We start from the raw sequence: 22,928 nt of genomic DNA, 5'->3' as shown, positions 1-22,928 counted from the left end.
CCGCTGGCGGTGTACTACTAGAAGCAAACGGCTAGGCCCGAAGTCCCACGGAGGCTTACTGGCTTAGACCCCGCTCGCACTTCGTCCAAGGGCACTTCCTAGCATCGCCGCCGGTGCACACTGATCAAATGATTATGCGACGACAGTTTTACCCGATTTCCGCGCATCTTGGATTACGGCCCTCAAAGCGAAAAAGAATAAGGTCACAGCGGATAAAACTACGAACGTTTCATCACCGATTGTAAATGGGCTGACGGAGCAAGTTCCGAGCAAACTCAGCAGCCCAGTGTCACTAGTAGTGGACATAATCAGATCATTATCAAAACAGACGGTTTGCTCAGGTTTCGGCAGTACCATGATCATTTGTCTCATTATTCCCTGCGGACCATATCCGACATGAACCAAAGTTGCGATAGAAACAATCCCAAGTATCGGTGAAAACATCCTCCTCACGAAAAGATTCTCTGCGGCGCGGAGCAATTCAACGCTCGAACGCAACAAGCCAAGAATATATCCTAAGATTGCTCCCGTTGCGGGCAAATCAATGAGAAGTTGTGGTGAAAGGAAACTAAAACTCTCAACCGGATTCGAGGCATCCGATGCCATGACTGACCCCATGAATGGGACTAGCACAGCCGTCACGAAGCCCATAACAGTGCCGTATCCCGCATAAGTTGCAATCATTTGGATCGCATTTTTTACATTGGGACGAACCAAGAGCACTTCACCGATCGTCAGTACTTTAAGCACGAGTACAGAGACCAATATTCCTACCGTGAGGCTAGATGAAGCTACCAGAAGATTGTACGCACCGACTAAACCCATCATTCGCTGTCCCATTTCGTCCCCAGAGGAGTAGGTCCATACGAACATCATAGATACGAAAATCGGCAGAAATGTCAGGAGTAGGGCGTATCCACGAAAGATAATCATAGGCGAAAGGAAGTTCTCAATTTTCTTGATGCTTATATTGATTTCTTCCCAGCCTGTTGGAGCAATGATCTGATTCCACCGCACAAACCCGCGACCAAGCGCACAAAACCATAGATCAATTTTGTATCCAAAATATTCCCGCACTCGCCCCAAAGATGCGTCGCGTATCCCATCCAGGATCCTATGAGATAAGAACGAAAGAATGCCAAACGCAACACAACCCACTGTAGAATAACCTACTATTCTGACGCTTAGGTCCCCTGACAGCGGCGTTACCAGAAGAACCGTAGCCCCCAAAAACCAGGCTAGAAGGTTTACGGCGACTCGAAATTTGAACAGCCAGCTCGGCCGATATCGCTCCGCTAAATTCAACCATTTTCTTGTCTGCCTGATTCCGGCATAAATTAGGAATGCGCCAACCAGATAGAAAACAATCATTTTGTCCCCACGAGAAGTAGTAATCTGTCGTGCCTATGAAAGCACGGAAGACCGACGGATTGATCACTTAAGTAAGAGTGTTCGCCCGTTCTCCACGGCATCCTGTGGCTCCAGCCCAGGTAGCTCTGCCGAAGTTCTGGAAAGGCCCCCTCGACTCCAAGAGAAACTACTTTAATGCCAAGAACGGCAGAGAACGAAGATTCCGTTCCGATCTTGCGTTTCACGGTGCCCTCCGCGGCTTCGGCGCCGGGCGTTGCTTAGCTCACGGACTAAGGAAAACGCAGGCTGCGGTGTCAACATCGCGTTCACCCAAGAATTACGGGTCAGTTTCGGCCCGGAAGATTATCCGGGTGACCTATTGTTCCAAACTTGTCATCGACAGTATTGGACAATATAAGGAAGTATAAGTTTCTGCTATATAGCCTTATATCTTCTCATTTTTAGTCAAGTTCCAGTCAACCAACCCGGTCTGCAGATCATAGACGGCCGCAATGACTTCGGTGCGCCCGGCGTTAACCGCCGCACGGATGATCTCCGAGCGTTCAACAAGCGCGGCGGCGACCGCGACGGTATTCATCCGGACCACGTTGTTGATGTGTTCTGACTTGTCCGGCACCGGTTCCGCCTCACGCGCCGCCGGCGCGATCTCGCTGATGAAATCGATCATTTCTCCCGGGGCCTTCGGTGACTTTGCGTTCTTCTCGAGGGCTTCGACCGTGCCGGTCACCGCTCCGCAGGCGGTGTGCCCGAGGATCACGATGACCGGGACCTCATAGGGGCTGCTGACCGCAAACTCCATGCTCCCCACGAGGGTGTCGTCGAGTACCGCACCTGCCGTTCGCGTGACAAAGAGGTCGCCAATCCCTTGGTCGAAGACGAGCTCGGGGGCAACCCGAGAATCAACGCATCCGTGGACCAAGGCCCATGGTTCTTGGTGCTCTGCAAGGTCGCTTCGCAGCTGGCTTGTTTGGTTCGGGTGCTTTGGCCTGCCTTCGGCGAATCTGCTGTTGCCGGTCTTGAGCATTTCAAGGGCTTGGCCGGGTGTACTAGGTGCCTTGGCGGCGGCCGGGGCGTGATCGCCTACCGGGTTCGGAGCCGTCGCGGAATTCTGCGGCGATGTGCAGGCTGCAAGGCCGGCCAGGGCAAGTACTCCACCCGCCGCCGAAAAGAATCGGCGCCTGTTCAGCTGAACCGGATCTTCCTGTTTGGAAGACGCTGTGCCGGCTACGGAGTTGGCGGATTTAGACATGTGTTATCCCCTCGGCACGCTCTGGCCAACCCCACCCGGATAAGTCGAGCCAGCACCGACCATGCTCTCGATGTGGTGAGTTAGATCGGTTTCCGTTCTAAATAGTGACTTGTATTCTACGGTGGCCTGATTGATTCATTAAAAATGAGGTGTCATATTTCGCCGGCATCGAACCAAGATGACGTCCGAGGGGTGTGCGGGCCGTGAATTAAAGTTGCTGGCGCGGTGCTTTTGCCCGCAGCACCGGCGAGCACAACAGCACGATGACGCCCACCAGCGGGACGAGCAACAGCCCGGCTCGAAGCCCCCAGCCCTCGGCAACAAATCCAACCAGCGGCGGCGAGATCAGGAATCCCAGACGCATCAGCCACGAGACCACGCTCAACCCGGTGCCTGGGGCAAGGCCCGGCAGCCTGTCTGCGTGTTCCATCGCGGCCGGAACCAGGGTCGCCACGCCAAATCCGGCAGCCGCGAAACCCAGCACGCTTCCCGGCACCGACGGGAAGGCGAGCGCCAACCCCATGCCGAGGATGAGGCAGACGGCACCCATTTGGGCGACCAAACGCTGTCCGAAGCGGTCAACCATGCCGTCGCCAAGAATTCGACCCACAAACTGGGCGCCGACGAGCGAAATATAGCCAAGGGCCGCGAAAGAGGCCGAAGTCCCCAGCGAATCGGCAAGATACAGCGCGGCCCAGGAGTTGCCCGCGTCCTCCGTCATGACCCCCGCGGTGGAAATCAGCACCAACGCGACCATGATCCACAGGGTGTGGTTGCGCGCCGTGCGCGCGGTGCCCGGGGAGGGATCGGCAGGGCGGTCCTCGGATACCTCTTCGAGTCCGGCTTGCGGTTTTCCCATGGGAAGGCAGAATTTGAGGGCGGTCAAGGCGACGACCGCGAATATCAGCAGCGAGATGCCCAAGTGCACGCTCAGCGACAGGTTCAACGCCATGGCTCCGGCGGCCATGGAACCGCCAAGGACGGCGCCCACCGACCACAATGCATGGAAAGAATTGAGGATCGAGCGTCCATAGCGTCGCTGCACAAGGAGCCCGTGGGAATTCTGTGCCACATCGGTGATGGCATCCATTGCGCCGCCGAACAGGAAGCCCGTGGCGAGCAGCGCGAGGCTCGGGGCCGAGCCGGCGCCGAGCAGCGCAGCTCCGGTGAGCATGGTTCCGGCCACGGCCACGAGCGCCGAGCCAAAGCGGCGAATGAGCCAGCCGGCCGCCAGGCCGGCAATGATTGCGCCTACCGGCCAGGCGATCACCAGAAAACCGTAGGCCGCTTCGCCCAGCCCGAAAGTGTCCTTCAGCTCGGGAAGGCGCGGCGCCATATTTGCGAACAGTGCCCCATTGGTCAGAAACAAGGCCGATACCGCGCCGCGCGCCCGGCGGTCGGCGCTATCGATGGAGGTCGGGGCCACCGAAATTTATCGCTTCTGCGTTTCGAAGGGCGCGGTTGCCCGGACCAATTCGATGCCGCGCGAGATGGCCCCTTGCAATGCCACCTCCGCGCCCAGCTCGGAAACTGCCAACTGCACACAGGTGAGCTCTGGTTCCCTGGCTAATTCACGGTCGGCGATATCGATCACCGGCTGCAGGATTCCCGCCATGGCACCCGAGAGAATGACCTTCTGCAGCCCGGCGAAACCGGAAATCACGGCCACGACCTTTGCCAGCCGACGCCCGAGCGATTCCAGGATTTCCAGTGCCAACGGATCTTGCTGCGCGGCCGCTTGGAAAACATCCTCGGCGCGCACCAGTTCGGCGGGAATCCGCCGAAGCGAGCTTTCGGCCCCGCCTGCCAGTGCATGCCTCGCTTGTTCCCGCGCGAGGTAGCCGAGCCCCAGCGCGTCGCCCACCCCGGTGACATGCGAAAGGAAGCGCATCTCTCCGGCTAGCCCGTGGGTTCCGCGCAACAGGTGCCCGTCGATGACCACTCCGGCACCGAATCGTTCGCCGACCATCAGCGCGGCGAAGGAATCGGATTCTCCGAGTCCAAGTTCCGCCACCGCCGCCAGGTTCGCATCGTTTTCAACCGAGAACAGGTGGGTATATTCCGCCAGCTGCGCACGCCAGTCCGGGTTCATCGCGGCCCAGAAGCCATCGGCCACCTTTGGCGAAAAACCGCCGGAATCCACCGGAGCGGGGACCCCGATAACCAAGGCGCCGAGCTTTTGAACTCCGTGCTTCTCCAGGGTTCCGCGAAGAAGTTCCTCGGTGATGCGAAGCCGTTCTTCCCCGCATGCTCCCGGCTCCACGCTCAGGGACCGGCGTTCAATCTCCTTGCCGCGCAGGTCGGCGAGCGCCAGCGAGATCCGGTGTTGGCCGGCGTCGATTCCGGCGACTACCGATTTGGCGGCGTCGAGTTCATAGCGCAGGGCCGGACGGCCTTTCGAGTATGCTCCGGCGGCACGGGTGTCCTCCGCTTCACGCAGCCAGCCGGTGGCCACGAGCTCTTTTGCCTGGTTCAGCACGGTTGCCCGGGTGAGCGAGGTGAGCTCGATGAGCTCGCTGGCGGTCACCAGCCCGCGATCCCAGGTCGCCTTGAGGACCTTTTGGGTATTCAGGCGTCGCATGGTGGTGGCGCCGGGTTCCGTCGCGGAATGCTGGTTGCTGGAATCGGTCATTGATTTCACCATTTGAGTATAGACGGATATTTATTTAGATGCTAAATTTACTGAGAAAATAAAGTGACCCACTTCATTCGACCGTCGGAGATACCCATGAACATAGGATCTACCACGCTGCCCAGAGCCCTGTCCCGCAGAACATTCATCTCGTCTTTGGCAGCCGCAGGGACCCTGATGCTCGCGGGCTGCGGCGCTACCAGCACTCGCACCTCGATTCGATTCAACCAGTCAAAGCCGGAGGTCGTCCCCTACTTCCGCGACCTGCTCAGCGAGTTCAACGGCGCACAATCTTCCATATCCGCGGTCCACGAAGTGACGGCCGGACTCTCGGCGGCCTTTGCCCGCAACGACCCGCCGGATCTTGGCTGCTTGAACTACAACTACGAGATGGCACGCTTCCAGGAACGCGGCGCGCTATCGGACCTTTCGGATCTGCCCCAGGTCCAGATGAACGCTCCCTTCGTCAACGAACTGCTCGCACTCTATCCGGATTACCCGGGGCGCACCTCGGTGCTGCCCTACTCGATGATGGGTGCCGCCGTCCTGTACAACAAGGATATTTTCGCCAAGCACAAGCTGGCCATCCCGCAGCGCTACTCGGAATTCGTGGCATTATGCGAAGAGCTCGTAGACCTGAAGGTCACCCCGATCTACTCCACATTCAAGGACGCGTGGACCGCATCCCAGGGACTGGCGGACTACACCCTGGGCGGAGCCGTGGACATCAACAAATTCTTCGCCGCGCTGCGAAGCGTCGGCGCGGATTTCGCTCCCGGCTCCGAACTGTCCTTCTCCCAGGCCTTCACCGACCCGCTGCTGCGGATGCAGGAACTGGCCAAGTTCTCCAATAAGGATGCGGCGAACCGCGGCTACGGCGACGGCAATCTCGCCTTCGCCAACGACCAAGCGGCCATGTACCTCCAAGGCCCCTGGGCACTGCCCGAAATCTCCAAGACCAACCCCAACGCCAATATCGGCACCTTCCCGCTGCCCATGACCGAGGATCCGGACGATCTGAAGGTCCGCGTCAATATCGACCTGGCGCTCTGGATTCCGGAACAGTCCGAACACCAGGATGAAGCGCGCGAACTGCTCGAATTCCTCTGCCGGCCCGAAGTCCAGAACCCCTATAACGAGATGGCCCTCGGTTTCGGAGTGCGCTCGGACTCCCCTCCGGCCAAGGACAAACGCCTGGTGCAGCTGCAGCCCTATATCGATCGCGGCAAGGTCTTCCAAGGAGTTTCCACCGCCATCCCGCGCACCATCCCCTTCGAGAACTACATGCAGGGTCTCGTGACCGGAAGCAGCGTAGAACAGACGTTGGCCACCCTCGACGCGGACTGGGCTCGACTAGCCCAGCGCGGCTAGTCAGCTAAGGACGAATCATGGCTCTGACGACCTCAATCAAACCCACGCCCGAAGCTCAACCCGCCGCGCCTGCGCGCCCGCCACGGCGCCGGCGCATCGAATGGACCTATCTGGCATTCCTGCTTCCCGCGCTGATCTGCTTCACCATCGCCATTACGGTTCCCGCATTGATGGGCATATTCTTCAGCTTCACCGACTCGGTCGGCTTCGGCGACTACCAGATCATCGGCCTGACCAACTACCTGGCCCTGTTCACCGACCCGGCCATCATCGGCGCCTACGGCTTCACCCTTGGTTTCGCATTCATCACCGTGATCATCACCAACCTCATCGCCTTTCTGCTCGCCATCGGGCTGACCGCGCAGATCCGTGCGCGGGTCGCGCTACGGGCCATCTTCGTGATGCCCATGGTCATTTCGGGCATCGTGATCGCCTACGTTTTCAATTTCGTCTTCTCCAACACCTTGCCGGCCTTCGGAGAAACCATCGGATTGGACTTCTTGAAGTCCTCAATTCTGGCCAACCCCGACTACGCCTGGATCTCCATCGTGGTCGTCACCGCCTGGCAGGCGATCCCGTCGGCCATGCTGATCTACATAGCCGGGCTGATGGCGATTCCCTATGACCTCTACGAGGCTTCCTCGCTCGATGGAGCCAGCGCCTTCGGGCAGCTCAAGGCGGTGACCTTGCCACTCATGGTGGGGTACATCGGAATCAACATGATCATTGGCTTCAAGAACTTCCTCGGTACCTATGACATCATCGTCGGCCTGACCAATGGCGGACCGGGAGTAGCCACACGCTCCATCGCCATGACCATCTTCACCGGATTTGAACGCGGCGATTACGCCTACCAGATGGCCAACGCCACCGTCTTTTTCCTCATTTCGCTGATGATCGCGCTGCTCCAGCTGCGCCTGACAAGTAAGGGAGTGGCCAAATGAGCGTTACCCTCCAGCAACGGCTGAACAAGCGTTCCCGCGCACGGATTGGACGCGAACGCATCAATTGGTGGGCCACCGGAGCGCTGATGGCCTGCGCCCTCACGGTGCTCATCCCCTTGTTCGTGACCGTTTCCATGGCGTTCAAGTCGGCCGCTCAAGCGGTTGACGGGAAAGCCTTCTCGCTCCCGCGCCCGTTCTCCATCGAGGGTTTCACCGCGGCCTGGGAGCTGGTCAATTTCCCCCGCGCCTTCACCATCTCGCTGCTGATCACCCTGGCCACGGTGCTCGGCGGAGTGATGCTCGCTTCCATGGCTTCCTATGCGATTCACCGCAACTGGCATAAGCGCCTCTACCGGCTCAGCTTCTACTACCTGCTGGCCGCGATGTTCCTCCCGTTTCCGGTGCTCGCGCTCTCCCAGGTGAAGCTCACCGGACTCTTCGGGCTGGATAACCCGGTAGGCGTAGCCATTCTGCACGTGATGTTCGGGCTGTCTTTCAACGTCCTGCTCTTCACCGCCTTCCTGCGCGGCCTGCCCGGAGAGCTGGAGGAAAGCGCCCGCATCGATGGTGCAGGCACCTGGACCACCTACTGGCGGATCATTTTCCCACTGATGGCGCCGATGAGTGCCACCGTGGCGATCTTCGCGTTTCTGGCCTCATGGAATGACTTCATGATGCCTTCGCTGATCATTGCCGAACAGGCCGACCAGACCCTGCCGGTAGTCCAGCAGCTTTTCCAGACCCAGTTCTCAAATAACTACAACGTCTCCTTCGCCTCCTACCTGATGGCGATGGCGCCAAGCATCGTGGCCTACCTGTTCACCCAACGCTGGGTCATGTCCGGGCTCACCCAAGGGGCGGTGAAATCCTAAGCCGCCCCTCCCCTGAACCATCTACATTTAGAAGCAGACAACTTTTCCGGAAGGAAGCAAGATGACCTTGCAAGATACGCAGAACTCCGCCGGCCTTTCGCCGGATGCCAACTGGTGGCGCCAGGCCGCTGTCTATCAGATTTACCCGCGCAGCTTCGCCGACGCAAACGGCGACAGCCTAGGCGACCTGCCCGGCATCACCTCCAAGGTCCCCTACCTGAAGGAGCTCGGAATCGATGCCGTCTGGCTCTCCCCGTTCTACCCCTCGGCCCTCGCCGACGGCGGCTACGACGTGGACAACTACCGCGATGTTGATCCCCGCCTGGGCACGCTGGAGGATTTTGACCGGATGGCCGCAGCGCTGCACGCTGCAGGCATCCGGGTCATCGTGGATATCGTGCCGAACCATTCCTCGGACCGCCACGAGTGGTTCAAGGCGGCGCTCGCCGCACCGAAGGGATCGGCCGAGCGCGAGCGCTATATTTTCCGTGACGGCCTGGGCCAGGATGGCGAGCTGCCGCCGGCCGATTGGGAATCCTTGTTCGGCGGACCGGGTTGGACCGCCGTGGGCGACGGCCAGTGGTACCTGCATCTTTTCGCCAAGGAACAGCCGGACTTCAATTGGTCCAATGAAGAAGTCCGCGCAGACTTCCGCAAGACCTTGAGATTCTGGTCCGACCGCGGGGTGGATGGCTTCCGCGTGGATGTGGCCCACGCGCTGACCAAGGACATCCCGTTGACCGAGCTGCCGGATAAGGCACAACTCGACGCCCACCCATGGGACGGCACCCATCCGATCTGGGATCGCGACGAGGTGCATGAGGTCTATGCCGAATGGCGTGAGGTCTTCAACGAATACGAGCCACCGCGCATTGCGGTCGCCGAAGCGTGGACCAATGCCGACCGCCGCCCTGCCTACGCCCGGGCCACCGGGTTGGGCCAAGCGTTCAACTTCGATCTGCTGCAGGCGGACTTCGAAGCCGAGGCGTTCAAGAAGATCATCTCCTTCAACCTCGCTCAGGCTTCCGCCGCCGGATCGTCGACCACGTGGGTGTACTCGAACCACGATGTGGTTCGCCACGCCACCCGCTATGGGCTGGAAGCAACCGGCGATCCGGACGCAGCGAAGACTTGGCTGCTGCAGGGTGCGGATCCGGCCCGGGTGGATGTGGAGCTGGGGCTGCGCCGCGCTCGCGCGGCGACCCTGCTGGAGCTGGCGCTGCCTGGCAGCGCTTACCTGTACCAGGGCGAGGAATTGGGACTTCCGGAGGTGACAGGCATTCCGGATGAACAGCGCCAGGATCCCGCATTCTTCAGGAATAAGGCAGTGGAAGTCGGCCGTGACGGGTGCCGCGTCCCGCTGCCCTGGGAAACGAGCGGTTCCTCCTTCGGGTTCGGCTCCGGCGAAGCGCATCTGCCGCAGCCAAAGGATTTTGGCCGGTACGCGGTAGCGGCACAGTCCGGGGTCGAGGGCTCGACGCTGGAACTCTACCGCGAGGCACTGAAGCTGCGCCGCGAGCTGCAAAGCGACGAATCGCTCTCCTGGCTGGCTACCGAGTCCGGCACGCTCGGCTTTTCCCGGCCGAATGGTTGGGTGAGCTTCACCAACTTCACCGCGCAGGCTCAGCAGCTGCCGGCCGGTGAAGTCCTGCTGGCGAGCGGTCCGCTGGATGCAGCAGGCCAGCTTCCCGCGGCAACCACCGTGTGGTTGCGCCAGCGCTAAACGAGGAGCTTTCCGGCAAATCCGCGGGCCGGACCGAATGCGCAAGCATTTGGCCCGGCCCGCAGCCTTCTCCCCGCACTGGCTAAAGTGACCCTTGACACAGCTCGCATTTCCGACTTGACTGAGAGTCAATCAATCGATTGATTGACTCTCAGTCTTTGGGCGAAAGCGATTCAAGAGCATGGACATCGACCAGGTGCAGCGAGCGGCCGTCGCACGCTTCGCCCAGCAGGGCTTCGCCGCCACGGGAATCAGGGAACTGGGCACCGCGGCCGGCATCAACTCGGCCACCCTCTATCACTATGTCGGCAGCAAGCAGGATCTGCTCATGCGGATCATCTCCGACTGCCTGAACGCCATGATCGCCGGCGGCCGCGCAGCAATCGCCGGCGAGCAACAACCCACCCGGCAGCTCGCGAGGCTGGTCGCTTTCCATGTGGCATTCACCGCCACCAATCCGCTCACCGCGCGTGTCGCCGAATACGAGATGCGCGCGCTGACCGGTCCGGCGCAGGAACAAATGCAAGCACTCCGGGACCACTACGAATCGCTCTTCTCCAAGGTGCTGGCTGCCGGCCAGGCGGCCGGCGAATTCGCCACCGATGACCTGACCATGGCACGACTTGCGGTGATGGAAATGGGCACCGGCGTGGCCCACTGGTACCGCCCGGACGGCAGGCTCAGCCTGAGCCAGGTCCAGCAAAACTTCGTTGCCATGGCCTACAGAATTCTTGCGGTCACCGAAGCGCCGCAGCAACTCGGCGACCTATTGGCCATTCCACGCCGGCTCGCGAGCGAACCGGCCACCATCCAAGCCCAGCAGACCGTCAGCTAAGGAACCCAGTGAAGACCCTGCACTCACAGCTCGACACCAGCTCCGCTGCCTACCAGCGCAACGCGGCCGAATACACGGCGCTCACCGATGAGCTCCACCGCCGCCTGGAGCGCGCCGCCCGCGGCGGATCCGAGAAATCCCGCCAGCGCCATGTGGACCGCGGCAAGCTGCTGCCCCGGGACCGCGTCAACCAGCTCCTGGACGACGGCTCCCCCTTCTTGGAAATCGCCCCGCTGGCCGCCGAGGACATGTACGACGGGGCGAGCCCGGGCGCCGGCATGATCGCCGGCGTTGGGCTGGTGCACGGCCGGCATGTGCTGGTGATCGCCAATGACGCCACGGTCAAGGGCGGCACCTACTTCCCGATCACCGTCAAGAAGCATTTGCGCGCCCAGGAGATCGCTCTGGAAAACGGCCTGCCCTGCGTCTATCTGGTCGACTCCGGCGGAGCGTTCCTGCCCATGCAGGACGAGGTCTTCCCGGACCGCGAGCATTTTGGCCGGATCTTCTTCAACCAGGCGAACCTGTCGGCCAAGAAGATCCCGCAGATCGCCGCGGTGCTCGGCTCCTGCACCGCCGGTGGCGCCTACGTCCCGGCGATGAGCGATGAAACGGTGATCGTGCGCAACCAGGGAACCATCTTCCTCGGCGGCCCTCCCCTGGTGAAGGCCGCCATCGGCGAAATCGTTACCGCCGAAGAACTGGGCGGCGGGGATCTGCATGCCAAAACCTCCGGAGTGGTGGACCACCTGGCCGAAACCGACGAACATGCGCTCATGATCGTCCGCGACATCCTCTCCACGCTCCCGGAGAATCCCGCCCCGGCCTGGAGAATCGCCGAGCAGGTGGCCGAACCGCGCTACCCGGCCAGCGAACTGGCCGGCTGCGTGCCGGTAGACGTCAATGCCCCCTACGACGTCCGCGAAGTCATCACGCGGTTGGTGGACGGCAGTGAATTCCATGAATTCAAGGCAGAATACGGCACCACCCTGGTCACCGGCTTCGCCCGTATCCACGGCCACCAGGTCGGCATCATCGCGAACAACGGCGTGCTGTTCTCCGAGTCCGCGCTGAAGGGCGCGCACTTCATCGAGCTCTGCGACCAGCGCGGCATTCCACTGCTCTTCCTGCAGAACCTCGCCGGGTTCATGGTGGGCCGCGACTACGAGGCAGATGGCATCGCCAAGCACGGAGCCAAGATGGTCACCGCCGTAGCCACCGCACGCGTGCCCAAGCTGACCGTGGTGATCGGCGGATCCTTCGGCGCCGGAAATTACTCGATGTGCGGCCGGGCCTACTCCCCGCGCTTCCTGTGGATGTGGCCGGCGGCGCGCATCTCGGTGATGGGCGGAAACCAGGCCTCTTCCGTGCTCTCCACGGTCAAACGCGACGGCATCGAAGCCTCGGGCGGAAGCTGGAGCGCCGAAGACGAAGAGGCCTTCAAGGCGCCCATCCGTGAGCAGTACGAGAGCCAGGGAAACCCCTACTACTCCACCGCACGCCTGTGGGACGACGGAGTCATCGATCCGGCCGATACCCGCCGGGTCCTGGGCCTGGCCCTGGACGTCTGCGCCCGTCAACCATTGCCGGAGACCTCCCTCGGCCTATTCCGGATGTAGCGCGAGGAGACAATCATGGATACAAAACTATTTGACACGGTCCTCATCGCCAACCGCGGCGAAATCGCCGTACGCATCATCCGCACCCTGCGCACCCTGGGGATCCGTTCGGTAGCGGTGTACTCGGACGCGGATGCCGGGGCGCTGCACGTGCGCGAGGCCGATACCGCCGTGCGCATCGGGGCTTCCCCTGCCAATGAGAGCTACCTCAGCATCCCCGCGGTGCTCCAAGCCTGCAAGGACACCGGCGCTCAGGCGGTCCACCCCGGATACGGTTTCCTCTCCGAAAACGTGGAGTTCGCCCGCGCCCTTCAGGACGCCGGAATCACCTTTATCGGGCCTCCGGTGAACTCGATCAACCTCATGGGCGACAAGATCCGCTCGAAGAATCACGTGCTCTCCCACCAGGTGCCCGTCGTGCCGGGCATCGCCGAGCCCGGGCTGAGCGATGCCCAGCTGCGCGAGGCCGCCGAACAGGTAGGCTTCCCGCTGCTGATCAAACCCTCCGCGGGCGGCGGCGGCAAGGGAATGTTCGCCGTCGAATCCCCGGACCAGCTTCCCGAAGCACTGGCCAGCGCGCGGCGAACCGCGCGCAACGCCTTCGGAGACGAAACCTTGTTCCTCGAACGCCTGGTGCGCAACCCGCGCCATATCGAGGTGCAGATCCTGGCCGATGCGCACGGCAATACCGTGCACCTGGGCGAACGTGAATGCTCGCTGCAGCGCCGGCATCAGAAGGTGATCGAAGAAGCTCCGGCTCCGCTGTTCGAGAACCTCGAGCAGGGCGCGCAAATCCGCGCACGCATCGGGGCGGCGGCCGTGGCCGCCGCAGAGTCGGTGGGTTACGTGGGCGCGGGAACCGTCGAATTCCTGGTCAGCGACGAGAACCCGGACGAGTTCTTCTTCATGGAAATGAACACCCGGCTGCAGGTGGAGCATCCGGTCACCGAAGAGGTCGCCAGGGTCAACGGCAACCGGCTGGACCTGGTGGACTGGCAGGTGCGCATCGCCGCCGGGCAGCGGCTGGACTTCGCCCAGCGCGATGTCACGCTCACCGGGCATGCCATCGAGGCACGGCTCTACGCCGAGGACCCCGCGGAAGGGTTCCTTCCTTCGGTCGGAACCATCCTGCGGGTCAGCGAACCGGCCGGCGAACACTTGCGCGTGGACAGCTCGCTGCGCGATGGACTCGAAATCAGCGCGCACTACGACCCGATGCTGGCCAAGCTCATCGCCTGGGGAGAAAACCGCACGGAGGCCGTATCCCGGCTTGACCGCGCCCTGTGCCGATGCGTGGTGCTCGGCGTGCTGACCAACAGCGAATACCTGCGCCTGCTGCTGGCCGACGCGGACGTGGCGGCCGGGCGGCTGGACACGAACCTGATCGAACGGAAGATGCACGAGTTCTCCTTCCGGTCCCCCGGCGCGCGCGAACTGGCGCTGGCGGCCCATTTGGAGCACGGCCGGCTGCACACCGCGGATACCCCGTGGACCCGCCGCGACGGCTGGCGGGCGCAGCACAACCACGGGACACCGCAGCACTATGAAGTGCAAGAGCAGCAAGTTGCGCTCACCGTGCACGGCGGGGACAGCTCAAGCCGCATTCTGCTTGCCGGGCACGAGTACGCGGTGCGGGATCTGGGCTCCGGAAACTACTCCATCAACGGGCAGCGCACCGGGATTCGCCACGCCTTCGCCGCGGACGGCACCTTGTGGCTCAGCGAAGACGGGTGGACCGGAGCGGTGCGCAAGCTCCCCCGCGAAGAGGTGCTCGAACGGCACCTGGCCACGCTGGCCAAGGCGTCGGGCACGTTCTCCCCGCATGTCGAGACCCCGATGCCCGGCACCGTGATCTCGGTCCAGGTAGCCGACGGCGAACAGGTGTCCGAGGGGCAGCTGCTGGTCAGCATCGAGGCAATGAAAATGGAGCACCAGCTGCTTTCCCCGGCGACCGGCACGGTGCGCATGACCGGGCTGAGCGTCGGCGATCTGGTGAAGGCCAAGCAGCTGGTGGCCACGGTGGAACCACAAATTCAGGAGCAAAACGCATGAGCGAGCCTACGCAACAACGTTTCGAACAGCGCGGACTGTACTTCGATGAGCTGAAGCTCGGGGCCGCATATGTGCATAAGCCCGGGCGCACGCTCACCGAGGCCGACAACGTGCAATTCACCACCATGACCATGAACAATCAAGGTTTGCACCTCGATGCGGCGTGGGCCGCAACCCAGCCGTTCGGCCGGCCGCTGGTGAATTCCTTGCTGACCTTGAGCACCATGATCGGCCAATCGGTGGGGCAGCTCACCGAGGGCACCATCGTGGGGCAGCTGGGAATCAATGATGTGAAATTCCCGCACCCCATGTTCCACGGGGACACCCTCTACACCGAAACCGAGGTCACCGCCCTGCGCGAGTCGAAATCCCGCCCCGGACAAGGCCTGGCCTCGATGACGCACACCGGACGGAACCAGCACGGGGACATCGTCGCCACCGCGACCCGCACCTGCCTGATGTGGACCCGGCAAGCGCACTTGGACTCCCTGGATTCCACTAAAGCCGCCGCAAATGACTAGCTTCGCCATGGGCCCCGCGATTCTCTTCTGCCCGGCGGACCGCCCCGAGCGCTATGCCAAGGCCGCCGCACGCGCCGACGCGGTCATCATCGACTTGGAAGATGCGGTGGCGCCGGAAAGCAAGGAATCCGCCCGCCGGGCGCTGCTGGACAGCGCCCTGGATCCGGCACGGACCATCGTGCGGGTCAATCCGGCGGACTCCGAGTTCTTTGCTGCGGATCTGGCGGCGCTGAGGCAGACCGCCTACCGCACGGTGATGCTGCCCAAGAGCGAATCGGCCGCCGATCCGGCGCGCTTGCAAAGCTACGAGGTGGTTGCGCTGTGCGAAACAGCGAAGGGCATCACCAGCGTCTCCGAGATCGCGGCGGCTCCCAATGTGGTCGCGGTGATGTGGGGGGCCGAAGATCTCATGGCTTCGCTGGGCGGAACCTCTTCGCGCACGGAAGAGGGGAACTACCGCGAGGTGGCACGCTTCGCCCGTTCCCAGGTGCTGCTGCACTCGGTAGCCCAGGGCAAGGCAGCGATCGACTCGGTCTACCTGGATATTCCGGATACCGCCGGACTCTTGGCCGAAGCGCGAGATGCCAAGGCCTCGGGCTTCGCCGCCAAGGCCTCCATCCATCCGAATCAGATGCCGGTGATCCGTGCAGCCTTCCGGCCCGGCGAGGCCGAGCTCGAGCGGGCCAAGCGGATCCTCGCCGCGGCCGAAACCAATCCGGGGGTCTTCGCCTTTGAAGGCCAGATGGTCGATGAACCGCTATTGCGCCAGGCACGGGTAACGCTGGCCGCCGCCAAGCATCTCGAAGACGGCTAGGCAAACTCAGCGTCTCGCAAACCACCAGAGCAGGCGCAGAAGTGCGATATCACGATCAGCGCAGGGGACGAATCCACGCACTCCAGCCCAGCGGGTTCCAGGCAAGCCTCGCCTCGGATGGATCAAGTCACCGATGAGGACCACCCACTGCACCGGCAATACGCCCGCATTGTGGTGGTCCCTTCGCTTTTGTTGCGATCCCTCCTCTCCGGTGGATGCGTCATCTTTTCCGCAGGATCCATGAATCAGCGGTGCGAGTTTCAGCCTCCCTTCCCACTAAAGGATGAGGGCGGCTCGTTGACTAGGGTAATTAATCAGGGCTAGGGTCTTAAAGGAGACTGATCGACAAGGAAACTTTCGAATGCGCAATGCACCAACATGTCACTAACACCGGTAGTTGGACGCTGACATTTTATTGAAGCGCAAAAACTCGCTGACGGGGAATCAACCTTGTGCAGGAAGCCAGGGCGTCGATTGCCGATATGGTTGCCACTCCTGCTTCGGTATGCGCAAGCAGGAGCTGCTGCAATGCCAGATGCCGAATTAAACGCAGGCCATTTTCGCGCGGGCCAAAGGAATCTGGGACGCGATTCGCGGTGGTTCATTCACCGCGCAGATGGGCCAAGGACCTGCAGATGCCAGCAAGCAGTTCTTGGCCCAGATGGCGCTGCCACCGCCTGTTCCGCGTAAGAAAAGTAGTAGGCAGGATTAAAATGAGTGCAGATGAAATCAGGTTTCCGACGCTCGGGAACGCCATCGCGGGACGACTGACGACGGGTGCGGTGAAAGGACTTCTGGCCCTGGCCGTTGCCTGGCTGTGCACATGGTTCATCAGCGTGGACGCGACCTTCGGCAAACTCGTTATTGCCTTGATCGTGTCGTTCGTGGTTTCGGAGGTGCTCGGCGCCGTCATCGAGCGCCCAATAGTTGTGCGGGAGTATCGGGCCGCTCCCGGCGGGCTCGGCTACGTGCTGCTCCCGTTGTCGGCGTCGGTGTTGATCGCGTTCGCTTCTGCGTTCGCAGTCACCGGAGCCATGGATGCAGCCGTGTTGATAACTGTCATCGTTGCGGTGATCAACACCAGCGAAGTGCTCTGGCTGCGAAGTTGGGAGCCCGGGCCAACCCCGGACGAGGAGCGAGCCAAGTTCCAGGATTTCAAGGCGATGACTAGTGAATATTTCGCGGAAGATGCCGCGGAGATCAAACGCCAAGCTGGCCACAAGGCACGGGAGCGGTACTACAAGAAGAAAGCCCGCGGGGAGTCAAAGAAACATGGGAACGAGGGCAGCTGACAGCCGCGCGCCGCCGGCGGCTCAGCGGCGAACCCAGCGATAGCGGTGTTCCGGGCGCCCCGCCGAACCATAGCGCGGGCGCAGTTCCACCTGCCCGCGCCGCTCCAGCAGGTCCAGATAGCGCCGGGCGCTGACCCGGGAGACCCCGCAGGCCTCGGCGACCTCGGCCGCCGAAATATCCGCGTCCACCCCGCGCACCGCGTCGGCGATGAGATCCAGGGTGGCCTGCGCGTAGCCCTTGGGCAGGCTGCCGGTCGGGGCGGGCGCCGGCCCGGACCCCGTCGATTCGGCTTCTTCGCGCAGCAGCACGTCGATATCCGATTGGGCCAAGCGTTCCGGCGCGGCGATCCGCGCCTGGCGGAACATCTCCAGCCGCCTGCGGAATTCCCCGACGGCGAAGGGCTTGACCAGGTACCCGTCGATCCCCTGGCCGATGGCTCCGCGCACCGTGGGCGCATCGGCGGCTGCGGTGATCATGATGACCCCCACCTGGCTGAACCGGGCGCGCACCTCGGCGAGGACCTCGACGCCATTTCCGTCCGGCAGGTGCACGTCGAGCAGGATCAGCTCGATTCCCGCATTCGCCTCCAGGCAGGCCAGCGCCTCGGCGGCGCGGGTGGCGGTGGCCGCGACACGGAATCCGTCGGTGGATGCAACAAAAAGTTCGTGCATGGCCAGCACATCCGGATCGTCGTCGACGATCAGCGTTTCGATCTGGCGCATAGCTTAGTTCCCCTGCCCTGTTGCCGCCGGCCACCGGGCGGCGAATTGCGCGCCACCCAGCGCGGAGTCTCCAACCTCGATTGTCCCACCTCTGCGCTGGATAATCCGCTGGACCAGGGCCAGCCCGATCCCATGGGGCTGCGTGCTTTGATCCTTGGCGCTGACTCCGCGGGTGAAGATGCGTTCGGCTTGCTCCGGGGGCACCCCGGGGCCGCTGTCCTCCACCCGCAGTTCGGCCTGCTGCCCGGCCAGCCGGACAAAGACCTCGACCCGGCCCCCGTCGCCGGCCGCCTCGATCGCGTTGCTGAGCAGATTGCCCAGCACGGTCAGCAGGTCGTCGTCGGCTCCGGTGCCCGGCGCGACCAGCGACTGCGCCGAAACCTCGAAGGACACCCCATGTTCCCGGGCCACCGCGGCATTGGCCGAGAGCACCCCGGCCAACCCGGAATCGGGAAGTTCCACCGCGGTGCGCTCCTGCGGACCGGCGATCCGGGCGATGTACTCCTGCGCTTTCTGGTGCGCGCCGACGGACAGGTAGCCGGAGAGCACATGCAGCCGGTTGGCGAACTCGTGGGTCTGCGCCCGCAGGGCGTCGGCCAGTCCGCGCTGGCCGGCCAGCTCGCGCAGCGAAGCCTCCAGCGCGGTGCGATCGCGCAGGGTCAGCGTATAACCTGCATCGGCCCGGGCCGCCCCGGCCACGGCATTGCGCCGCGAGACCACCAGCACCCGTTCGCCCACCAGCACCTGCCGGGCCCCTTCCTCGGGCATTGTGCCCAGCAGCGGATCCAGCACCTGATCGGCGATGCGCCCCACCACCGATTCGCGCAATCCGAGCAGCGTCTCGGCCTCCCCGTTGCACAAGGTAATCCGCCCCGCGGGTCCCACGCCGAGCACCCCGTCGCTCACCGCGTAGAGCAGCGCATTCTGCGACTGGAGCAGGCCGGGGACCTCATCGGGTTCCACCCCGAAGATGCGGCGGCGAATGGCGCGCGCCGCGGACAGGCTGAGCAGCGTGCCCAGGCCGGCGGCGCCCAGAATCCACGGGGCGAAGCCCACCACGATGGAGTTCAGCTGGGCACGCACCTCGCTTTGCAAGATCCCCACGGAGATCGTGCCGATGATCTGACCGTCGGCACGGATCGGCGCCTTCACCCGCAGGGTGGGGCCCAGCGTTCCGGATTCGATCCCGGAAAAGCTCTCGCCCTGGCGCATCAGCGAATGATCGGTGGACACCGGCCGCCCGATCTGCTCTGGGTCGGGATGCGAAAGGCGGATGTTATCCAGCCCCACCACCACGACGTAGTCCACTCCGGACACCTCGCGGGCCAGCTGGGCGATCGGCGCGATAACCTGCGCGGCGTCCTCGGTGTTCAGCGCCGCGATCACCGCCGGCTCATTGCCCACATGGCTGGCCACCGTGCCGACCCGCGCATAGGCCTGGTCCTGCACCCGCTGATCCTCGACCACCATCACCGCGACCGCCACCGCGAGCACGACGGCCAGGACGATGACCACCTGCAGCCCGGCCAGCTGCAGGCGCAAACGATGGCGTCGCGGCAGCGCGGTCTTGGTGGGACTCATGGTCTGCCTTCCGGCGTTAACTTTATTTTTCTTATGGCACCTATGACCCAAACCACGTTTTCGATAGTGGTTTGGATCACTGCATGGGATCGTAGCTAAGACGCTTCCGGGCAGCCGGAATCCCCATCATCACTCGAACCCTACGGATAGCTATGAGCAAACTCAATTTTAAGAACGTGGCCTTTCTGGTCGCCAGCGTTCTGATCGCCACGCTCGCGCTGGTGACCTCGGCCGCCTCGGGCGGCGAGAACACGGTGCGCGCGAAACTCGTGATCATGGCCCCCGCCTCTCCCGGCGGCGGCTGGGACGGCTTTGCCCGCGAAGCGCAGCAGGCCATCAAATCCGACGGCATCAGCAACAACGTGCAGGTGGTCAACGTCCCCGGTGCCGGCGGCACCATCGGGCTGAGCCAGTTCGCGCAGATGACCGGCCGCTCGGACATGCTGATGGTCACCGGCGGGGTGATGATCGGCGCGATCGAACTCGCCGATTCGGGCACCTCGCTGGAAGACGTCACCCCGATCGCCCGGCTGGCCGATGACTATGCGGTGATCGTGGTCCCCGGCGACTCGGAGCTGGAGACGCTGGAGGACTTCGTCGAAGCCTGGAAGAAAGACCCGGGAGGAACCTCCATTGCCGGCGGTTCGCTTGGCGGCATCGACCACCTGCTGATGGGCATGGCCGCCCGCGAGGTGGGCATCGACCCGCAGCTGGTCAATTACATTCCCTACTCCGGCGGCGGCGAGGCGATCACCTCGGTGCTTTCGGGCACCACCAGCGCGGCCGTTTCCGGCTACAACGAACTCTCCGACCAGATCGAGACCGGAAGCCTGCGCGCCCTGGCGATCTCCTCCGAAGAGCGCCTGCCCGGCGTGGATGTGCCGACCTTCAAGGAGGCCGGGGTCGACGCGGCCATGGCCAATTGGCGCGGCTACGTCGCCGCCCCGGGCATTACCGCCGAGCAGAAGGCCGAACTGCAGCAGATTGTGGCCGAATTCCATGCCACGGAGCAGTGGAAGGACGCGGTGGCCCGGAACAACTGGACCGACAGCTACATGGTCGGCGATGAGCTCGACGCATTCATCGACACGGAGATCGCCACAACCACGGATCTCGTGGAAGGACTCGGACTATGAGCACCACCCAGAGCAGAGAAACCACCGAAGACACCGTACGCATTACCGGTTTCTTCTCGGGCCGCAGCGAGCTGGTGGTCACCGCGCTGCTGCTGGCCCTGGCCGTCGCGCTGACCGTCGGCACGGCCTCCATGAACGTCATGGGCGATACCGTACCCGGTCCGCAGTTCTTCCCCTGGATCATCTGCATCGTGCTCTACGCGCTGGCGGTGCTCCATGGCCTTTCCGTGCTGCGCACCCGCCGTTTCCCGCAGGGCACCGACAGCGGCAACCCCGATTTCTCCGCCGAAATGCTGGCCGAATTGGGCGACACCCAGCGCACCGAGGTGCTTGGTGCCAGCGGAGCCCGTCCGCGCCGCACCGGCCGGGTGCGGCTGTACTCGGATTGGGCCACGATCGCCTGGATCGTCGGCGGCATCGCCTGCTTCATCCTCGTGCTTCCGGTACTGGGATGGATTATTTCCGCGGCCGGATTGTTCTGGGCCATCTGCAAGGCGTTGGGCAGCACCCGCCCGATTTTCGACATCGGGGTCGCCGTCATGGTTTCCTCGATCAGCTATTTGGCGTTCGGCCTCGGGTTGGGTCTCAGCCTGCCCGCCGGGTTCCTAGGAGGTTTGCTCTAAATGGATCAGCTCAGTCACTTAATGGCGGGTTTCGCCGGTGCGTTGACGCTCGTGAACCTCATGTGGGTGCTCATTGGCGCCTTGCTGGGCACCGCGGTCGGCGTGCTGCCGGGCCTTGGCTCCTCGATGGCCGTCGCCCTGCTGCTGCCGGTCACCTTCAGTCTGGACCCCACGGCCGCATTCATCATGTTCGCCGGAGTCTACTTCGGCGGGATGTTCGGCGATTCCACGGCCGGAATTCTGCTCAATACGCCCGGGGCCTCCTCGGCCATCGCCACCACCTTCGAAGGCCACAAGATGGCCAAGAGCGGGCAGGCGGCTCGGGCCTTGGCCACCGCCGCGATGGGCGCCTTCATCGGCGGGCTGATCGCCACCACGCTGGTGGTGTTCTTCGCCCCCTCGCTGGTGAAACTGGCGACCGCCTTCGGCCCGGCCGAATACTTCGCCTTGGCCGTCTTCGCCTTCGTCGCCATCTCCTCGGTGGTCTCCGAATCGATCATCAAGGGCCTGGGCGCACTGTCCATCGGCCTGGTCCTGGCGCTGATCGGGGTGGATGGAATCTCCGGTTCCGTGCGCTTCACCGGCGGCCTGCCGCAGCTCTTTGACGGGCTGTCCATTGTGGTCATCACCGTGGGCCTGCTGGCCCTGGGTGAAGTCATCCATGTGGCCTCGCGGATCCACCGCGACCCCAGCGCCCTGCGGATCCCGGCCAGCGGCCGGATCAAGCTCAGCGGCGCGGACTTCCGCAAGGCCCTGCCGGCCTGGCTGCGCGGCACCGCCTTCGGCGTTCCCTTCGGCGTCATCCCAGCCGGCGGCGCGGAGATCCCGACCTTCCTTGCCTACGGCACCGAGAAGCGCTTGGCCGCCAAGCGGAAGGATCCGGAGTTCGGAACCACCGGTTCCATCAACGGCGTGGCCGCCCCGGAGGCCGCCGGAAACGCGACCGCCGGCATGGCCATGGGCGCCCTGCTGGCCCTGGGGCTTCCGGTCTCGGCGACCGCAGCGCTGATGATCGCCGCGTTCCAGCAATACGGCATGCAGCCAGGCCCGCTGCTCTTCGAGCGCTCGGGCGACATGGTCTGGACCCTGCTCGCCTCGCTCTTCGTGGGATTGGTGATGCTGCTGATCATCAACATGCAATTCGCCGGGCTTTGGGCCAAGCTGCTGCTGGTGCCACGGCACTACCTGTATGCAGGCATTACCGTGCTCTCCATGCTGGGCGTCTATGCGGTGAGCTCCTCGGTGATCGACCTTTGGTTCCTGCTGGCCATCGGCATCCTCGGCTTCATCATGCGCCGCTACCAGTTCCCAGTAGCGCCGGTGCTGATCGCCGTGATCCTCGGGCCACTGGCCGAAACCTCCCTGCGCCGCGCGCTGACCGTGTCCGAGGGCGACCTGGGCTACCTGGTCTCCTCGCCGACCACGATCATCATGTATATCCTGCTGATCGCCGCGGTGGCACTGACCATGGTCAAGCATGCGGCCAGCCGTCGCAAGCTGCGCTCCGAGGCCATGGTTCTGCAGGACTCGTAGTCCGGTTCCATCAGCTAAAGGCCGCGGGCCGGGACAA

The 22,928-nt window shown here is 63.1% G+C and carries 19 protein-coding genes; 13 read left to right on the top strand and 6 right to left on the bottom strand.

Features of this window, described 5'->3' with window-relative positions:
• Positions 1-132: 132 nt before the first annotated feature.
• From CIK74_RS08070 to CIK74_RS08055, 4 genes are all read right to left on the bottom strand, one after another.
• The gene (locus CIK74_RS08070; RefSeq protein ID WP_096255418.1) at positions 133-1,371 is read right to left on the bottom strand and encodes a hypothetical protein; all 1,239 of its coding nucleotides are present in this window, start codon (positions 1,369-1,371) and stop codon (positions 133-135) included.
• 424 nt (positions 1,372-1,795) lie between these two features.
• Positions 1,796-2,620 carry a carbonic anhydrase gene (locus CIK74_RS08065; protein WP_096255417.1) on the bottom strand — a complete coding sequence of 275 codons (825 nt, stop codon included), beginning with the start codon at positions 2,618-2,620 and terminating at the stop codon, positions 1,796-1,798.
• A gap of 208 nt (positions 2,621-2,828) precedes the next feature.
• Positions 2,829-4,046, bottom strand: coding sequence for an MFS transporter (locus CIK74_RS08060; RefSeq protein ID WP_343251922.1), 1,218 nt, complete (start codon positions 4,044-4,046; stop codon positions 2,829-2,831).
• Positions 4,047-4,052: 6 nt separating this feature from the next.
• Entirely contained in the window at positions 4,053-5,252 is a 1,200-nt protein-coding gene (locus CIK74_RS08055; RefSeq protein WP_170947795.1) for an ROK family protein, read from the bottom strand.
• Positions 5,253-5,348: 96 nt separating this feature from the next.
• Here CIK74_RS08055 and CIK74_RS08050 point away from each other — a divergent pair, with 96 nt between their 5' ends.
• From CIK74_RS08050 to CIK74_RS08005, 10 genes are all read left to right on the top strand, one after another.
• The gene (locus tag CIK74_RS08050) at positions 5,349-6,623 is read left to right on the top strand and encodes an ABC transporter substrate-binding protein (protein ID WP_096255412.1); all 1,275 of its coding nucleotides are present in this window, start codon (positions 5,349-5,351) and stop codon (positions 6,621-6,623) included.
• 17 nt (positions 6,624-6,640) lie between these two features.
• Positions 6,641-7,567 (top strand): sugar ABC transporter permease, encoded by a 927-nt coding sequence (locus tag CIK74_RS08045; protein WP_096255410.1) that lies wholly within the window; start codon positions 6,641-6,643, stop codon positions 7,565-7,567.
• A complete protein-coding gene (locus CIK74_RS08040; protein WP_096255409.1) occupies positions 7,564-8,439 on the top strand; it encodes a carbohydrate ABC transporter permease in 876 nt (291 codons plus the stop codon). Before CIK74_RS08045 ends, CIK74_RS08040 begins: the two co-directional genes overlap by 4 nt.
• A gap of 61 nt (positions 8,440-8,500) precedes the next feature.
• Positions 8,501-10,162, top strand: coding sequence for a glycoside hydrolase family 13 protein (locus CIK74_RS08035; protein ID WP_096255407.1), 1,662 nt, complete (start codon positions 8,501-8,503; stop codon positions 10,160-10,162).
• A 181-nt stretch (positions 10,163-10,343) separates the two neighbouring features.
• Positions 10,344-10,997 (top strand): TetR/AcrR family transcriptional regulator, encoded by a 654-nt coding sequence (locus CIK74_RS08030; RefSeq protein ID WP_096255405.1) that lies wholly within the window; start codon positions 10,344-10,346, stop codon positions 10,995-10,997.
• 8 nt (positions 10,998-11,005) lie between these two features.
• Positions 11,006-12,616: a carboxyl transferase domain-containing protein gene (locus CIK74_RS08025; RefSeq protein WP_096255404.1), complete on the top strand. Its 1,611-nt coding sequence runs from the start codon at positions 11,006-11,008 to the stop codon at positions 12,614-12,616.
• A 15-nt stretch (positions 12,617-12,631) separates the two neighbouring features.
• Positions 12,632-14,668 carry a biotin carboxylase N-terminal domain-containing protein gene (locus CIK74_RS08020; protein ID WP_096255403.1) on the top strand — a complete coding sequence of 679 codons (2,037 nt, stop codon included), beginning with the start codon at positions 12,632-12,634 and terminating at the stop codon, positions 14,666-14,668.
• Positions 14,665-15,189 (top strand): MaoC family dehydratase, encoded by a 525-nt coding sequence (locus CIK74_RS08015; protein ID WP_096255401.1) that lies wholly within the window; start codon positions 14,665-14,667, stop codon positions 15,187-15,189. The genes CIK74_RS08020 and CIK74_RS08015 overlap by 4 nt, the downstream gene beginning before the upstream one ends.
• A complete protein-coding gene (locus tag CIK74_RS08010) occupies positions 15,182-16,003 on the top strand; it encodes a CoA ester lyase (protein WP_096255400.1) in 822 nt (273 codons plus the stop codon). The genes CIK74_RS08015 and CIK74_RS08010 overlap by 8 nt, the downstream gene beginning before the upstream one ends.
• 713 nt (positions 16,004-16,716) lie before the next feature.
• Positions 16,717-17,295: a hypothetical protein gene (locus tag CIK74_RS08005; RefSeq protein WP_096255398.1), complete on the top strand. Its 579-nt coding sequence runs from the start codon at positions 16,717-16,719 to the stop codon at positions 17,293-17,295.
• A 21-nt stretch (positions 17,296-17,316) separates the two neighbouring features.
• On the opposite strand, the gene CIK74_RS08000 is transcribed toward CIK74_RS08005, so the two are convergent.
• Positions 17,317-18,018: a response regulator gene (locus tag CIK74_RS08000; protein ID WP_096255396.1), complete on the bottom strand. Its 702-nt coding sequence runs from the start codon at positions 18,016-18,018 to the stop codon at positions 17,317-17,319.
• 3 nt (positions 18,019-18,021) lie between these two features.
• Entirely contained in the window at positions 18,022-19,599 is a 1,578-nt protein-coding gene (locus CIK74_RS07995; RefSeq protein ID WP_096255395.1) for an ATP-binding protein, read from the bottom strand.
• A 152-nt stretch (positions 19,600-19,751) separates the two neighbouring features.
• On the opposite strand from CIK74_RS07995, the gene CIK74_RS07990 reads away from it, so the two are divergent.
• From CIK74_RS07990 to CIK74_RS07980, 3 genes are read left to right on the top strand one after another with little or no spacing between them, the layout of a single operon-like run.
• Positions 19,752-20,735 (top strand): tripartite tricarboxylate transporter substrate-binding protein, encoded by a 984-nt coding sequence (locus CIK74_RS07990; RefSeq protein WP_096255393.1) that lies wholly within the window; start codon positions 19,752-19,754, stop codon positions 20,733-20,735.
• Positions 20,732-21,358, top strand: a complete 627-nt coding sequence (locus tag CIK74_RS07985; protein WP_096255391.1) for a tripartite tricarboxylate transporter TctB family protein — start codon at positions 20,732-20,734, stop codon at positions 21,356-21,358. The genes CIK74_RS07990 and CIK74_RS07985 overlap by 4 nt, the downstream gene beginning before the upstream one ends.
• A complete protein-coding gene (locus tag CIK74_RS07980; protein ID WP_096255390.1) occupies positions 21,359-22,891 on the top strand; it encodes a tripartite tricarboxylate transporter permease in 1,533 nt (510 codons plus the stop codon).
• Positions 22,892-22,928: the final 37 nt, after the last annotated feature.

This window comes from Glutamicibacter sp. BW77, assembly GCF_002332285.1.
Classification (GTDB): domain Bacteria; phylum Actinomycetota; class Actinomycetes; order Actinomycetales; family Micrococcaceae; genus Glutamicibacter; species Glutamicibacter bergerei.
This window is presented reverse-complemented; position numbering and strand designations above follow the sequence as displayed.